The sequence below is a fragment of the Flavobacterium panacis genome (assembly GCF_024649945.1).
GTDB classification, from domain to species: Bacteria; Bacteroidota; Bacteroidia; order Flavobacteriales; family Flavobacteriaceae; genus Flavobacterium; species Flavobacterium panacis.
Genome location: NZ_JANKMS010000006.1, coordinates 330379 through 346528, shown reverse-complemented (window position 1 = coordinate 346528; position 16150 = coordinate 330379). Strand labels below are relative to the sequence as shown.

General features: G+C 41.9%; 14 protein-coding genes and 1 pseudogene. 12 read left to right on the top strand and 3 right to left on the bottom strand.

The genetic code is table 11. The features are described from left to right. Positions 1-437 precede the first annotated feature (437 nt). Positions 438-1427, bottom strand: coding sequence for a biotin synthase BioB (gene bioB, locus NQQ59_RS14905; protein ID WP_144219863.1), 990 nt, complete (start codon positions 1425-1427; stop codon positions 438-440). A 385-nt stretch (positions 1428-1812) separates the two neighbouring features. Between bioB and NQQ59_RS14900 the strand changes: the two genes are divergently transcribed. From NQQ59_RS14900 to NQQ59_RS14855, 10 genes are all read left to right on the top strand, one after another. Next, on the top strand, positions 1813-2502 hold the full coding sequence (locus NQQ59_RS14900; RefSeq protein ID WP_144219685.1) for a helix-turn-helix domain-containing protein: 690 nt from the start codon (positions 1813-1815) through the stop codon (positions 2500-2502). Positions 2503-2652: 150 nt separating this feature from the next. Continuing rightward, entirely contained in the window at positions 2653-3330 is a 678-nt protein-coding gene (locus tag NQQ59_RS14895) for a DUF6624 domain-containing protein (protein ID WP_144219684.1), read from the top strand. 1172 nt (positions 3331-4502) lie between these two features. Next, positions 4503-5378: a helix-turn-helix domain-containing protein gene (locus NQQ59_RS14890; protein ID WP_257698357.1), complete on the top strand. Its 876-nt coding sequence runs from the start codon at positions 4503-4505 to the stop codon at positions 5376-5378. A gap of 150 nt (positions 5379-5528) precedes the next feature. Beyond that, the gene (locus tag NQQ59_RS14885) at positions 5529-6194 is read left to right on the top strand and encodes a hypothetical protein (protein ID WP_144219682.1); all 666 of its coding nucleotides are present in this window, start codon (positions 5529-5531) and stop codon (positions 6192-6194) included. 235 nt (positions 6195-6429) lie between these two features. Beyond that, positions 6430-6774 carry a hypothetical protein gene (locus tag NQQ59_RS14880; RefSeq protein ID WP_144219681.1) on the top strand — a complete coding sequence of 115 codons (345 nt, stop codon included), beginning with the start codon at positions 6430-6432 and terminating at the stop codon, positions 6772-6774. A 194-nt stretch (positions 6775-6968) separates the two neighbouring features. Beyond that, on the top strand, positions 6969-8021 hold the full coding sequence (locus tag NQQ59_RS14875) for a hypothetical protein (RefSeq protein WP_144219680.1): 1053 nt from the start codon (positions 6969-6971) through the stop codon (positions 8019-8021). A 266-nt stretch (positions 8022-8287) separates the two neighbouring features. Next, positions 8288-9106 (top strand): oxidoreductase, encoded by an 819-nt coding sequence (locus NQQ59_RS14870; protein ID WP_144219679.1) that lies wholly within the window; start codon positions 8288-8290, stop codon positions 9104-9106. Positions 9107-9119: 13 nt separating this feature from the next. Further along, positions 9120-9557 (top strand): DUF2147 domain-containing protein, encoded by a 438-nt coding sequence (locus NQQ59_RS14865; RefSeq protein ID WP_222104899.1) that lies wholly within the window; start codon positions 9120-9122, stop codon positions 9555-9557. Next, complete coding sequence (locus NQQ59_RS14860) at positions 9554-10060, top strand: hypothetical protein (RefSeq protein ID WP_144219678.1); 507 nt, start codon at positions 9554-9556, stop codon at positions 10058-10060. Before NQQ59_RS14865 ends, NQQ59_RS14860 begins: the two co-directional genes overlap by 4 nt. Before the next feature lie 57 nt (positions 10061-10117). Then, positions 10118-11026, top strand: coding sequence for a helix-turn-helix domain-containing protein (locus tag NQQ59_RS14855; RefSeq protein ID WP_144219677.1), 909 nt, complete (start codon positions 10118-10120; stop codon positions 11024-11026). 117 nt (positions 11027-11143) lie between these two features. On the opposite strand, the gene NQQ59_RS14850 is transcribed toward NQQ59_RS14855, so the two are convergent. After that, positions 11144-12796: an alpha-L-fucosidase gene (locus NQQ59_RS14850; protein WP_144219676.1), complete on the bottom strand. Its 1653-nt coding sequence runs from the start codon at positions 12794-12796 to the stop codon at positions 11144-11146. Positions 12797-13036: 240 nt separating this feature from the next. Between NQQ59_RS14850 and NQQ59_RS14845 the strand changes: the two genes are divergently transcribed. After that, positions 13037-13906: a helix-turn-helix domain-containing protein gene (locus NQQ59_RS14845; protein ID WP_144219675.1), complete on the top strand. Its 870-nt coding sequence runs from the start codon at positions 13037-13039 to the stop codon at positions 13904-13906. Between the two features lie 269 nt (positions 13907-14175). Continuing rightward, positions 14176-14430 (top strand): annotated as a pseudogene (locus NQQ59_RS25345) (NAD(P)-binding domain-containing protein); the annotation flags it as partial. A gap of 15 nt (positions 14431-14445) precedes the next feature. Here NQQ59_RS25345 and NQQ59_RS14840 read toward each other — a convergent pair. Then, positions 14446-16143, bottom strand: coding sequence for a RagB/SusD family nutrient uptake outer membrane protein (locus NQQ59_RS14840; protein WP_144219673.1), 1698 nt, complete (start codon positions 16141-16143; stop codon positions 14446-14448). Between the last annotated feature and the right edge of the window lie 7 nt (positions 16144-16150).

Below are 16150 nucleotides of genomic sequence, written 5' to 3'. Positions count from 1 at the left end.
TATTGTTCCATTATACAAAATGCCTGAAATTAAATCCCTCTTCTCTTCTCAATAGGAAATCTATATCACAATTTGAGTATACCCAGCTTAGGTCGACTGCTCAAAAGGAATGCAAAAGAAAAACAGACCGCAAAGCAATATGCTCAACTCATGAACCTTTACCCTTCACCAGCTCTCTGGGGAAGTATTGGGAAAAATGCCGGCGTTATCATCAGAAACGAACTTTCTGAATCCTGTCAGTAAGAACTTCTGGACAGTGAGAAAACATTTAAGATCGGTTACGACCATAATTTCCCAGTCCCTTCCAATTCCGTATGATTTGGAGCTAGGCGAAATGTAGCCAGACATATTCTATCTTGCCGATTCCGCCACTTAAAGATTCAATGGATACCTGCAAATAATTACAATTAAAATCTCTACGGCTTCTGTTCAAAGAATCAAACCGATCTGCCGATACTGTCTTTCCCTGTAACCAAAGGTCCAAGTCCAAGATTCTGAAACATCAGCATATCCTGTGAAATCCCTGGATTCGGCGTCACCAATAAAGTTTCACGCTCTCCTGTAAAAATGGAATTTGCACCCGCCATAAAACACCATGCCTGCTCCTCTTCGGTCATTTCAATGCGTCCTGCACTCAGGCGTACCATCGAGGCCGGCATTACGATACGTGCCGTCGCAATCATTCGGACCATATCCCAGAGAGGTACTTTGGGATTGTTCTCCAATGGTGTTCCCTTGACCCGTGCCAATGCATTGACCGGAACGGACTCAGGGTGAATCGGCATCCTGGCCAAAGTTGCCAGCATGCAAACCCGGTCAGCCGGGGTCTCCCCTAGGCCGATGATGCCTCCTGAACAAACCGTAATACCGGCTTTCCTGACATTGTTGATCGTCCCAAGCCGTTCATCAAAGCTACGGGTACTGATGATCTCGTCATAATAACTTTCCGAGGTATCCAGATTATGATTGTAGGCATGAAGGCCTGCCTGCTGCAGACGGATGGCCTGTTCTTCGGTAAGCATCCCTAAAGTACAGCAAACCTCCAATCCAAGACTATTCACACCTTTCACCATTTCTATAATACGGTCAAAATCCTTGTTGTTACGCACCTCCCGCCATGCCGCAGCCATGCAAAAACGCGATGAGCCGCTTTCTTTTGCTTTCTGAGCATGTTCCAGCACCGCCTCTGTCGAGAGAAGCGCCTGTACTTTTATATCGGTATGATAACGGGCTGCCTGACCACAATAAGAACAGTCCTCCGGACATCCTCCCGTTTTTACCGAAAGTAGCGTACATACCTGTATTTCCGAAGGTTTGTGCCACTCACGGTGCACACTTGCCGCCTGGTAAACCAATTCAAGTAAAGGCATATCATAAATATCCTGAATCTCCTGTCTACTCCAATCATGTCTTGTTTGTTTCTTCATATGGTATTGTTGTGATTTTAAATCTGCTTTCCAGAATTCCGATTCAAAAGTATTTTGTTGCTTTATCATTATGATATACCGCTTTTGACAATGTACATAGTCCGGATGACATTCCTGTAAGAAAAACAAAGAGTGATTGCTGCCAAAGATTCATAAATCTTCCAAAAATAAGCAATGACAACACCATTAAATGAGCACACTTTCATGAAAACAGCAAATAAAAACCAGATCTTGATTCCACAGCACCGATATGAAGGAGTACCTAGAACATATCTTCAAAAGCATTCATTTTTGGTGGTTTGTAAGCCGTAGATTTTCTTATGCCAAACAAAAAGCAATTGTTTGGGTGTAATTCCTATCTTTATACTTATTCTAGAAAAATCCCATGCTATCATTCCACAAACCAAAAAACAAGTTCCTCTCAAAATATATCGAGGGATATTACTTTCTTAAAAGCGACCAAAACGATTTTTCTTTCGCATATTTTACATTTCCCAACAATTTTCAAATTGTCAGCTTTGCCATCGAAAGCCGGATTACACTTCAGGAAAACAGCGTGATCAGCCGGCACAGCAAAAATGCGAATCCCATTTCCACCCTAACCTATAATTATTCCAAACCGATCAGGATTCAGTACCATGGAAAGGTAAATGAGATAACGGTGTATTTCAAGCCGTTGGGATTAAACCACTTTGTAGATCAACTTGAAAAGTATTATTCAGGTGAAAGCTTCGTGCATTTTATCCCATTTGACGATTTTCAATACGAAATGAAAAGGACACTTTCGGAAAAAACAATCGAGCAATCCATCGACCTGCTTGAAAAGTACTGGGTGGACCGTTTTACTGCCGCTGATCTGGATAAAATCCAGAATATACTTGCATTGCTGGACAGCCGCAACATCCAAGAAGCTGCCGATGAACTCAAGATATCAAGACAGTATATCCATAAGATCCTTACGTCCTGCCTGGGCAAGACACCAATTGAATACCGAAGACTGCAAAGATTCAGAAATGCAATTGATTTTTCATCCTGCAGAGTGAAAACCTGTTTTACGACCAGTCGCATTTTATAAAAGAATCCTTAAGGCTGACCGATCTGGCCCCAAAAAAACTGTTGGGGAATATCGAATACAAAACGGCAAACCCATGGCTGGTGCTCTAGTTTACATTTTTACAATCAAGTACGGGATATTTTACTCAATTTTGCCTATAAAAAACAAAAAATGAAATATCTAATCATTCTTTTCAGCTGCCTTGCATCAATTGGCTGCAAGTCCCAAACATTGATCAACAAAAATCTCAAAAAAGAACTCGAGGAAATTCTATTCAAGGACCAGATCTACAGGGAGTTTTCGGATAATGAAATCACAGAAGACAGGAGGAACCAAATTGCGGACCTGACCCATATGAGCAGGGAATATTTGCAGGAGAATATCTGGAATCTCATCAAAACGGCAGATGCCGAAAACATTATCAGGGTTGAGGACATACTGCAGCAATACGGCTATCCCGTAAAATCATTGGTCGGAGAACCGGCAAATACCGCTGTCTTTTATGTCATCCAGCATTCCGACAAAATTGAAAAATATTATCCGATGATCGAAAAGGCCGCAGTCAATGGAGAACTGCCCTGTAAGTATGCCGCCATGATGTTGGACAGGAAGTTGACAGGCCAATCAAAACCGCAGGTATACGGAACACAGCTGGGATTTAGAACAATAACCAATTCCCAAACCGGAGCAAAGGAAAACTTTATTTATGTTCTGCCTATTGAAGATCCTCAAAACGTAAATGAACGCAGAAAAAAAGCAGGATTCGACACCACAGTTGAAGAAAACACAAAACGATTTGGAATAGAGTACAAGGAATATACTTATGAACAATTGAATAAGATAAAATAAAATGAATTTTCCAGGCTACACGGATACATGACAAAGAGCACTCCAAACAGCGGTTTGCTGTAGATCCATGGGCCAGTATCCGAAAAAAAGCCGTATAAAACGAGATTCAGAATTTTTTTCTGATCCCGCTTTTTGCCCTTATATATAAGAAGAAGGTTCTTCCCTACACACCCTTTCCAACCGGATACCGCACCACCAGACAAATTATACTGAAAAATTCCAATAACAATAAAAAAAAATCCGATCAAAAAAGGAAAGGGAACAAAAAAGGAAAACTGAGTAAAACTCGCAGTGGATATCAAGAGCTAAAAAATGCGGTGTATTATTTTTTCATTTAAAATTGTCAGCAAGACTATTATCGTCCTATTTTTTTACTGTCCATTTGGAAGATCGATTTTTCAAAAAGAACATCAAAGTCTGCACTGTTTTGTAGTAAACAAAAAAAACCGTCTTATAAAAATAAGACGGCAACCTGAAAGACAAAACCCCCATTTTATGTTTTCAGATCAAATATATTCTCTTTTGAAAAGTGCTGCGCAATCCTCTTGATTCAATTCAAATACAGTGCAATATTAAGACTGTTCCATTGTATTTCCACTTCAACTTCAGGCATAAAATATAACCTTGAATTATAAAACATTCACACACTCATCAGCGCCGTGTTCTTTTGATCCATCCAGGCAATTTCAAGCTCCATCTTATGAATTGGACCTCCACATCCTGTAATATATAACAATCCAAAACAATTGTATAACTCTCATCTGTCCAAATGATGTATTTTTACGGTATACTGTTTACAGTATACTATATCGTAGCCCGCATACCACCACACACCCTTCATACAAATAAACATTTTTTGGAAGATTATGTTTATTGGACAGCCCGCCTCTGCCCGACAGCAGCTGGCGGGTTTTATACTTTCCTGTTCGCAGCTTGATAAAACCAAAATTCCTGATCTGTTTCTCTTTTCCATAGCCCAAAAAGACACTTTTCAATAAAAGCTGGTTTCAGATACCGATCTCCATGACAAAGTTTGGGTTTAAATAATTATTTTTACCAGCTCCTATTGCATTAGCCCCATACCTGCCAATAAAATGGAACAACCATCCTTGCAACCAATTCATATACCCGCCCGCATCCCACCAATGCCCCAAAAAAAAAAAACGTTGACCATGAAGACATTTAAATTTCTGAAAAACAAATATGATGCTGAGCTCCTGATCGATATAGGCACCTATAAGGACATTCCTAATTATTTTTTCGAAAGTGAACTTCATCAGACAGATTTTTATGAGCTTATATTTTTCTCCAAGGGAAACGGCTATCTGGAACTGGATCAGCAGAGGATTGAAATTTCGGATCATACGATCATCTTTGTTTCCCCATTTCAAAAAAGAAGATGGTTTGTGGACAAGACCGAAATCGAATGTTATTTCCTGTTTTTCCAGGACAGTTTTCTGTCCAGCTTCTTCTCCGACAAGCTATTTTCCTTTAGGCTGCAGTTCTTCTACAACAAGACCAAACCGCTCTTTATAAAGGCCAATGAAGGCTTCTTCTCACAGTTGGTCCATATAATCCATGAGCTGCTCGATGAGATAAAAACATTCAGATCGGACAGCGAACATATCATAAGATCGCTTTTGTATTTTACATTAATCAAGCTCAACCGCACCTATGCGGAGTACTACCTTCTGTCTTCGGAAACGGAAAACAACAGCATTGCATTTATGTTCAAGGAACTCCTTCAAAAAGAAGTCCGCAGCACAAGAAACATCGACCATTACGCACTGCAGTTGGGTATCAGCAGGGTAACGCTGAACAAATGCATCAGGAAGCAGTTCGGAATTACCGTATCTGAAATGGTCAATGAATTCATCCTGTTCGAAATAAAGTCCCTGCTGTCTTACACGAAGCTCAACATAAATGAGATTTCATACCTGTTGCAGTTCTCCCAGGCCAACCACCTGACACGTTTCTTCAAAACCCAGACAGGGCTTTCCCCAAAAGAATTCCGAAATGCTTATCAAAATGGTAGTTTTTTTATCTAACTGGTAAGTATTCCGCCTTGTTTGCACGATACATTTGTAACTGAGAATGTTTAGATCCAGATACGACCGGCGTCCTTATAGGAACACGCGAAATATGGTCTTTTTCTCAGCAGTAAACATCAAACTATCAACTATAAAAACAAGCTTTCCATGAAAAAGCAGACCGCATCCGCGTATATCCTTGCCATGATACTAATCCCCTGTATCCTGTTGGGCCAGCGGCAAGAAGTGATCAAACTCGCCGATCTCTACAAAAAAGCAAAGCTCATACCAATAAACAGGCAGATCAAAATCGTTTCAGGCCACCGCGGAGCTTATCTTAAAATATCGGAAAACAAAAAGGAAGGCATCGTATGGCTCCCTGTCAAGGACTTCAGCAACGGCACCATTGAAATTGAAATGAGGGGAAAAGACGTTTTCCAGAGAAGTTTTATCGGGGTTGCCTTCCATGGCACCGATGACAGCAAGTATGATGCGGTTTATTGCCGTCCATTCAATTTCTTTGCCAAAGACTCCGTTCGGAGAATCCACGCACTGCAATACATTTCCCAACCCGATTTCACATGGGAAAAATTACGAAATGAGTACAATGCCCTCTACGAAAAGGAAATCCCCAACCCACCAAACCCCGACGGCTGGTTCATCATGAGATTGGAAATCGAGGCCGCCACTGTCAGGGCCTACATAAACAATGCGGAGTACCCTTCACTCACAGTGGAAAAACTCGGCAATCAAACAAAGGGAAAAATAGGACTTTTTACGGCTGACAGCAGCGGAGGTGACTTCAAGGTTATCAAGATACTGTATAAAAAATAAGAGTATCGCCAAACCCTACCTACGGTTTTTTCCACAACCGTAAAAATCATGATTGCCATCAATGAATGCAACCACAGGCCTTATACACTGATCTCTAAACTTATTTGGGAAATCAATCCAGAATAATGTTTTATGGCAGCAATCGGCAGTCAGGCAAGTCGTCAAAGCGCTTTCGGAAACGAAAAAAGGCTCTATAATGAATCTTGATAGTTATAAACAAAACATCCTCAATGTAATGAAAAGAACACTTTCAACCCTCTTGCTTTCTATTCCGCTTTTTGCCTTCCAGCCTCACAAGGAAACTTTTAGCGTCTGGGGAAGGATCTTGGATAACGGATTCAGCCCTATTGAATCATTTTCGATCAAGGTCTTCAAAATCGATAATTCCACAGATCAAAAAAAAATGATCCAAGATTTTAAAGTCAACGATGACAATGGGGAATTTTCAGTAAAAAAACTCAGTCCACAAACCTATCTTATTGAAATTACCGTTGAAAACTATTCAAGGTACGCCATTGTAAAGACAATTGGAAACAAAAACGAATCGGTTGGAGAAATCGTTTTACAAAACACATGGTAAAAATAATGACGGACTATTGACATACAGCTCCCTTGAGATGTCCGAATGCACAAATCAGGATTCTGGCAATGCTGGTTTCGCCTGTAGAATTTGTCCTTGGGACCCTAAAAAAAAAAGGAACTTTTCAAACACGTCACTGCATCCCCTTCAACCGGCCCAGCAATACTGGGTCTTCTAATTTTAAAAAAACTAATATGATCAAATCTACAGCACTCGTTCTTTTATTTTTCCTTATGGGCATGCCAAGCATACAGGCGGAACAATTATACGTCAATCCCAAAACAGGCAATGACACCAATCCTGGCAACAGGACCCAGCCCCTGAAAAACCTTACGGAGGCAGCCAGGCGCGTCAATCTGAACAAGCGGCAGGAGGAAACAACCATCATCCTTTCGGAAGGCATCCATCTGTTGTCCCAAACCATCCTATTTACCAATGACAGATACAGTTTTACCAAGCGTCTTGTCATTCGTGCCGAAGTGATGCCCGACGATGCGGACTGGACACCGAAAAAAATGCCTGTCGTGATAACGGCAGTACCTTTGGAACCCGGTGTAGGCGGAGAGGAAGCAAGGGGCATACAACCCGAGGTAAGCCACGTAACCATTGAGGGACTGCGTTTTACAGGCAGTCCCGATTACACCTATCTGGATGCTGATAATCTTCGCAGGTCCTACCCCATATGGCGTGATGGAAAAAAACTGGATGATCTGCTTGTTACACAATGTCTTTTTGCCGGGAATGTGGATGTACTGCCGTTACATGTCGGAGTTATAGCAAACGGTTATGGCCTGGTTATCGACCACTGTGTTTTTTTCAACTGTAAAATTCCTGTTGTTTTTTGGAAGAACGATGGAAAAACCGGCAGCCGCAGTGCAATGCGCCATTCGTTGGTATACGGTGGTTATTTCTGTGGTGTCTGGACCACACAGGGTACCAACGGGGATGATTTCGACTTTCATCACAACATCATAGCCGCTACCAGCACAATCTGGATAAGGGAAAAAGGCAGTATACGCAACTATAAGGCATCCGACTGTATTTTCTCCCATTACAACAAATTGGCAGGATACGGAAGCGGTTCGTTGAGCGACAGTGATGCCACATCAACGGATTTTCTGGAAATGAAAAATGTACAGACCACCGGTACGGTGGTCATCGAAAAAGACCAGAGCAAACGAAATTACCTCCAATTGGCGGAAGGCTCGATAGGTTCAGACCTAAAAGCGGGACTTTTCAAACGATGAGGCAAACATCAAATACATTTTGACCACAAATGCAAAAAAAAGGCGTCCCATTTCAATACGGAGACGCTTTTTGTTTCTGCACGACTTATTATCACGTATGACACCACACCCCTTTTATTCCAACAAAACAGGTTCTGCCATAAAATCCTCCCTGCCCCTCCCGGATTTCAACCAATCTGAAATAAGTATACAACAATCATGGATATGTATTCATCCCGAGCGACGGTCCGTATTTAAATTTGCATCATAACTCAAAACTTATAAAAATGAAAAAGGTAATCCTAATAACAGGAGCAAGTTCCGGAATGGGAAAAGAAACTGCCAGAACCCTTATAAAGCAGGGACATTCTGTTTATGCCGTGGCAAGAAGGATCAATGAAATGGAAGACCTGGAACTTCTGGGAGGCCATACGATGGAAATGGATGTCACCAGCGAATCCGATATCCATCGTACAGTGGAAAAAATCATCCAAAAAGAAGGAAGAATTGATGTATTGTGGAATAATGCCGGTTTTGGATTGTATGGAGCCGTAGAAGACATATCCCTGGATGAGGCGAGAAGACAGTTTGAGGTGAATGTATTCGGAATGGCTTCAGTCACACAGAAAGTGGTTCCCTACATGCGAAAAACAAATTCGGGGACTATTATCAACACCTCTTCCATGGGAGGCAAAATGTATTTTCCCATGGGCGCATGGTATCATGCCTCCAAACATGCAGTGGAGGGATTAAGCGACTGCCTTAGGTTGGAGATGAAAGCTTTCAACATAAAGGTTGTTGTACTTGAACCGGGATTCATCGCCACAGAGTTTGGTAATGTTCTGCTGGACAACTTTTCAAAGATAACGAAACAAAGCGCCTATAAAAACATGATGGACAAGATTATTGAAGGCACCCGAAAATCCGCCCAGGGCAATGGTTCCTCCAAACCTTCGGTAATATCGGATACGATTGTGAAAATCGTAAACAGCAGCAATCCGAAAACACGTTACAGGGTTGGAAAATTTGCCAAACCGATGGTATGGATGAGAACCTATCTAGGAGATAAATTATTCGATAAGATTGTGATGAGCCAGATGCAGTAGCTGTCCTTAAAATATGAAAACTACTAAAATTATACGTATAGCAATGCTGGTCATGTGTACCGGGTTGCATGCTCAGGACAGTGCAAAAGATATTACGGGTGTCTGGGAATCCGACAAAAAAGATGTACGAATGGAATTCTTCAAAAGCGGAGACCGCTATTGCGCCAGACTACTGTGGGGAAATCTTGTTGTCGAAAAGGACGGGACTTCCAAAAAAGACACCAAAAATCCCGACATACGGCTTCGAAACCGCAACATTATCGGTATGGTCAGCCTCACCGGTCTGAAATGGGACGGAGAGCAGTATACGGACGGCAGCATTTATGATCCCCCAAGCGGTGATACTTACACCTGCAGGACATGGATCAAAAATGACAAGCTTTCACTCAGGGGCTTTCTGGGAATATCAATATTGGGAAAAACAGTAACCTGGCATCGCTATAAATTATGAGTTTCTACAATCATACTCTGGACTGGATAACAGGCGAACTTTTTGAAGCCTATTTTATCAGCAACTTTGGAATCATCATCCTTGCATCCGGGCTTCTCTTTGCAAAATTTGGCCAGACCCCGAATTCCAAAGCACTTTTGATCCCTCTTATTCTTGTAGGGTGTGTCTATGCCGCAATCGGTCTTTCGATGATTATCACCAACAACAAAAGACTTGACAGCTATCCTGAGGACTTTGAAAAGGACAGTAGGTCTTTTGTACATACGGAGAAAAAACGTGTCGAGGATTTCCAGGTCGGATATACCATATCCAAAATTACCGCTACGGTTCTTTTTCCCCTTACCGTCTTTCTTTTATGGTACTCCAAAAACCCAAATGTGCAGGCCGCCGGTATCGGGCTGGCCCTTTTTGCACTGGCAGGTCTGGCCGTTGATTATTTTTCGCAGGAAAGAGCCGACCGCTATTATCAAAAGATACTTATGGAGCCTAAAACCTACCGATAGAGAAAAAAAAGTAATTTTGAATACTATTCACGTATTCTTCAACAAAAAAATCATGTCATGAAACCAATCATCAATCTGGAAAGCATCTCTGATATAAATAAATTTGTGCAACAGGGAAGCCTGCATCATCCCCTGATTGCCGTTATTGATTTCAGCACCGTAGACGAATATTTGGAACAAGGGACCAGAATCTGCTGCAGTTTCTATTCCATCATGTTTAAAAACTATTGTGCCAACGGCCTTCAATATGGAAGACAGCATTATGATTTCCAGGATGGAAGCCTGATGTGCATCGCCCCCAGACAAGTGCTTACCATGGATACTGAAATTGAGAAGAGGGATGACATGATGGGTTGGGGTCTGTTCTTTCATCCGGATTTGATCAGAAACACGTCCCTGGGCGCAAAAATCAAAGAATACGGTTTCTTTTCCTATGAAACCTCCGAAGCACTTCATCTTTCCGAAAAAGAAAAACAGATTCTGTACGACTGTGTCCTAAAAATCCAAAATGAACTCAATGAAAATATTGACAGCCACAGCCAGAACCTTATCGTATCGAATCTTGAAGTGTTGTTGAATTACTGCCTGCGCTATTACGGGCGCCAGTTCATCACGCGAAGAAATACCAATACAGATATCATCGCCCGAATCGAAGCCCTGCTGCAGGATTCCTTGATCACTGAAAACATACAGAAAAACGGACTTCCGACCGTTAAAAACCTGGCCGGAAAAGTCAATCTTTCCCCGAACTATTTGACCGACCTGCTTAAAAAGGAGACAGGCATGAACGCCCAGGACCATATACATTACCATCTGATGGAGAAGGCTAAAAACATCCTTTTGACCACAAACCTGTCCGTGGGTGAAATTGCTTATGATCTCGGATTTGAATATCCTCAATATTTCAGCAAGCTCTTCAAGCTCAAAACCGGACATACACCGAAAGAATACAGAAATCTGAACTGATCCCTAAAAGAGTACCCGGCCAATGGGCACTCTTTATGGTCTTATAGGGAAGATAACGCACTAATAAAACGATTCAAAAAAAATCCAGCTGCAAGTCCACCACAAGATTCACGCTGCCTACGCCATTATCTCTAATGCATTGGCATAGGAGGCCTGCGGTTTCTGATCAGGAAATCTCACCTCCAGCCCATGATCATATCTCTTGAACTCCAGCTTTTCCCCCGTGCTGACCAACTTCACGCTTTTAATATTATCCGCATGGTAGCCTGCCTTGTTTCCCAGGCTTTTAATCAAAACCGAACTGCTCTCTGGCCAGGCCATTACCGTTGCAAAAAGCCTGCTGCCTTTTTGTACAAACCGGATGTCTTCCGCAGTGTAGGGCTTTCCACCTCCTTCATTGAATCCCTGCGCCTTCAAAGCACCGGCACTTGCCTGCTGGGGGCCTTCCCCGAATATCTTCCATGGTCTGGTACCGTAAATACTCTCGCTGTTGGCTTTCATCCATACTCCTATCTCCGTTACCACTTCACGCTCCAGTTCATCAATACTCCCGTCTCCCCTTACAGGAATGTTGAGCATCAGATTTCCGTTTTTGCTTACCACGTCGATAAGCATATGAATGACGGTCTGTGCTGATTTATACTGCTTTCTGTCGTAGACACCACGGTCGTAGTGCCAGTGCCCTATACAGGTATCAGTCTGCCACGGCAGAAGTTCTATCTCATTGCTCTGCCCCTTTTCTATATCCCAGACCATCGCTTTACGCTGCTGTTTTGTCAATATTTTACCTGTGACGACAGTCTGTACAGTTCTATTCTTTTCCAGGCTTTTATTATACAAATGGGCCGCTATACGCAGCCCCGCATCACTCACAGGCCACAAAGGAAGTGCGGTATCATCGAAATAAAGCATATCTGGATTGTACTTCCCTATCAGGTCGATCGTCCTGTTGTAGAACTTTTCACAATAAGCAGCTGAAGGCAAAGAAGCTCCATCCCCCCAGTTCCATTGACTGTGGATTGATGAATTCTCAGAAACCTTCCGACTCAACGGGTGGTCCTGTTCATAAAGCTCCTGAGGATCCAGCCCCTCCCACCATCTACCCTTTCCGTCCTGCTTGCCAAGCACTCCGTCATAGGGTACTCCGGCTAAATCTCCCTTTTTATCTGCGCCTTTGGAAGTGTCAAACCAGTTCCAGGCATGCGCGGCATGGATGCTTACCGCAAAGGGCAGATTCGCCTTGCGGGCCGCTTTTTCCCAGCCCCCTATGATATCTTTCCCAGGTCCCATCCTGGTAGAATTCCATATCGGCTGATATTTACTGTCATATAAATCAAAATTGTCGTGATGATTGGCCATGGCCATAAAATACTTTGCACCGGCTTGCTTATATAAGCCAACCAGTTCTTCGGGATCCCACTTTTCCCCTTTCCATATATTGATGACATCCTTGAAACCGAATTCTGAAGGATGACCGTATTTTTCGACATGATGCCTGTATTGTCCCGACCCTTCCTCATACATGCCTCTGGCATACCAGTCACCCGCCTCAGGCTGGCATTGCGGTCCCCAGTGTGCCCACATGCCAAATTTGGCGTCCCTGAACCAGTCAGGCACCTGATATTTTTCGAGCGAATCCCATGTAGGCTTGAAAGGCCCTTCGAAACCGGACAAGTCCGCGTCAAGCATTTTTGCCTTTCCCAGCAACGGTGACAAATAAAGCCCCGCCAAGGCCGACATCCCCAATTTTAAAGCATTTCTTCTATCCATATTTTCATCATTTAAAAAGCTTATACATTTCCGACCTGTAGTCTTACACAATCAACCAAAGGCATAAGCATAATAGTTGTATTTTTTTTGTTCTTGTTTTTATTTTATCAATAAATTTGGATATCGATTATATTTTATGATAAAAACCAACACAAATGTAACTTTCCTGAAATACAATCCTTTATTTAAAAACGTCTTTGTTTTATCAAAAAACGGTATACAAAATCATAACAGTCCAAAATGTCCTTTAAACATTCCTTTTCCCTGCTTCATATCGATCATGTAAAACTCGATCACAGGTGGAATTATCCCAATGTGATCAGTCCCTATTACCGTTTGTACTTCATAGATGAGGGCAGCGGTCTTATCACCGACAATTACGGCAGCATATCCCTGGAGCCCGGATGTCTTTACCTTATTCCGAGTTTTACGGTCTGTAGTCTGACCTGCAAGGAATATCTAAGCCAGTTCTTCCTCCAGTTCTTTGAAGAATCCTCCGATGGAATATCCTTATTCCACAACAACAGGCGGGTAATGAAACTCCCTGCATCCGAAATTGAAATCACTCTGATCAAAAAAATGCTGCAAAGCAATCCGGGAAGAGGAATCAACAGGTCCGACAACCCCGAAGTATACGAAAGGGAAGTTTATTACAAGGAATACAAGGCATTGAACAATGCGGCAAAAACAGCTCTCAAACTGGAAAATCAGGGCATTATTTTTTTTCTGGTTTCCAGGTTCCTGGCCAGGGAAGAGTACAGCTCCCCAAACACACAGGCTATTCCTTCCAAAATTCTTGACACAATGAGTTATGTGCAGATCCACCTGGGTGAAAATATCACCGTATCAGATCTCGCTCGAAGAGTGAATCAGAATCAGGACTATTTTTCCAAACAGTTTTTGATCCACACCGGACAAAGACCCTTGAATTACATACATGAAAAGAAAATCGAACGCGCACAGTACCTTATCACCACATCGGATAAAACCTTTTTGGAAATTGCCCTGAATACCGGTTTTTCAAACCTGCCACACTTTTCGAAAATCTTCAAACAGATCGTAGGGCTTACTCCCGGAGAATATCGCCGTCAGATCGGCCGCTCGGACTAAAACCGTTTCCTCTTCCTTGAGAACCAAGGTAAAACAAACATTCAGAATCAAGCCATCCTTCCTATTTCGATACTCGATCCCTACCAATGGTTAGGTATATCTTCTTTGATACCTGTGTTTGAATACAAAAGAACAAAAGGCAAACAGGTAGAAACACCTGGTCGGATATCAAACATTTGTAATATTTTTACCATAAACCCCATCATGACCAACTCCCTGCCGGTTATGTTGAGTTTCACTAAATTAAATTACAATCAGACCTCATTATTATGAAGATCGGAATTATAGGAATCAGCAGTCTTACTTTAGAAATAGCATCCAGATGCTCCCTGAAAGGTTACGAAGTCAAAATATACAATCCAAAAGGAAACAGCCTGATACGCGACGTAGCGCAAAAGATGGGATCCCATGTTTCTCTATGTTCCTTGGAGCAGGCAGCCGATACAGATATCGTACTATTATTCATCCCAAAAGATGATTTGCAAAGGATAGTTCAGATGTTACCGGACATGTCTGGAAAATTAATCATACATACCAGCTCACTGATATTCGATCCTCGCTCTCTTGTACAATCCCTGGCTGAAATTAATTTGCTTCAACGGAATTGGACAATACTCCTCTTTATGCGCATCAAAAAAGGCATCCTGATAATAGGTACGTTTTGTTTTTTCTTTTGCATAAAAATCATTCATAACCTGATCTGTAACTCCCCAACGAACAAGGTCAAAGAATCGGCTTCCTTCCATTGCCAATTCTAAACGACGTTCCCAACGTAAAGCTTTACGGGCAAAATCCTGAGTCCAGTTGCAATTGCTTCCGTCTATATAAGTGCTAATTTTGAAGTTGTTTACATAAGGTAATCTTCCTTTACTTTGTGCAGCTCTTTCTCTGATTTCATTGATCAACGGCAAAGCTTCAGATTGTCTTCCCAATTCAATCAAAGCTTCGGCACGCATCAAAATCACATCTGCATAACGAATCTGGATTCTGTTTTTTGAATTTCCGTAAAACGGATCAATATTTACCACACAGCTGCAGTTTGGGGCAACGTTTTCTTTTAAAGAAGCATAATATCCGTACGTTCCCGGAGATCTTACCCAAGCTTCAACATATAGAAATTCAGGATCATATTTGTATGGAAGTCCCGGCATCGCTACGGTATGATACAATCTTGGATCAACAGTCACGGCATCAATATTTTTATAATCAAAATCTTCGTTGTTGTAGGTGTCAAATTCAGGTAGACCGTTTGCTCCTGTTTTAAAAGCATTCACTAAATTCTGACTTGGTTTATGGAAATCACAACAACCTAAACCTTGCGGTGTAGAAAGAACATCTGAAAAATTCAATCTTCCGTAAAGCGTTCCGTCATTATCAGAAAACTGAATGGAGAAAATAGATTCTGGTCCGTTTTCGTAAGTTCCCGGTAAAAAGTTATTTGCAAAATCAGGTTCTAAAGATGCTTTTCCGATTACTTTGTCGGTTGCAGCGATTACTTCCTGCAAATGCTGTTGGCTGATTCCTGTAACCTTAAACGTTTCATCTTGTGTGTATGCCTGATACAATCTTGTTTTTGCCAAATATGCATAAGCCGCTTTTTTAGTCGCACGTCCGATTTCTGGCTGTGTGTCAGGCAAGTTATCGGCCGCTGCCTGAAAATCTTCTGCAATTTTTCCCCAAAGTTCTTCGTTTGAAAGCGCTTTGTTTGAAATCGTTTTATAATCTTCTATCGCGATATCTTCAGTTATATAAGGTACATTTCTGAACATAATTTTCAGCATAAAGTAAAAATGTCCTCTTAAAAAGCGCATTTCAGCCATACGCGTTTTCTTTAGCGGATAATCGGCTTCTGAGATTTGTTCCAAAGCTTTCAAGGCTTTGTTTGCTCTTGAAACCCCTACATAACTGATGTACCAAAAACTATCCAGTTCGCCAAAATCAGGACGGATATTATTTGAAACTTCGAAAAAGTGAAAATCCTGAATATCATTTGTACCACTTCCGCCTTTGTAGGCATCATCTGAACGAACATTTCCAAACGGCCATAAACTGTATGGAGAATCGTAATGATCATTTCCTAGCTGTGCATAAGCAGCATTCATAAACCCTTCAACATTTGCTGGCGTAACAATATCTTTTTCCGACAATACACCACGCGGATCATTTTCTAAAAAATCGGAACAGGAAGCAAAGAAACCCATCGTTACAAATCCTGCCATATATAGTATTTTTTTCATTTTTTTA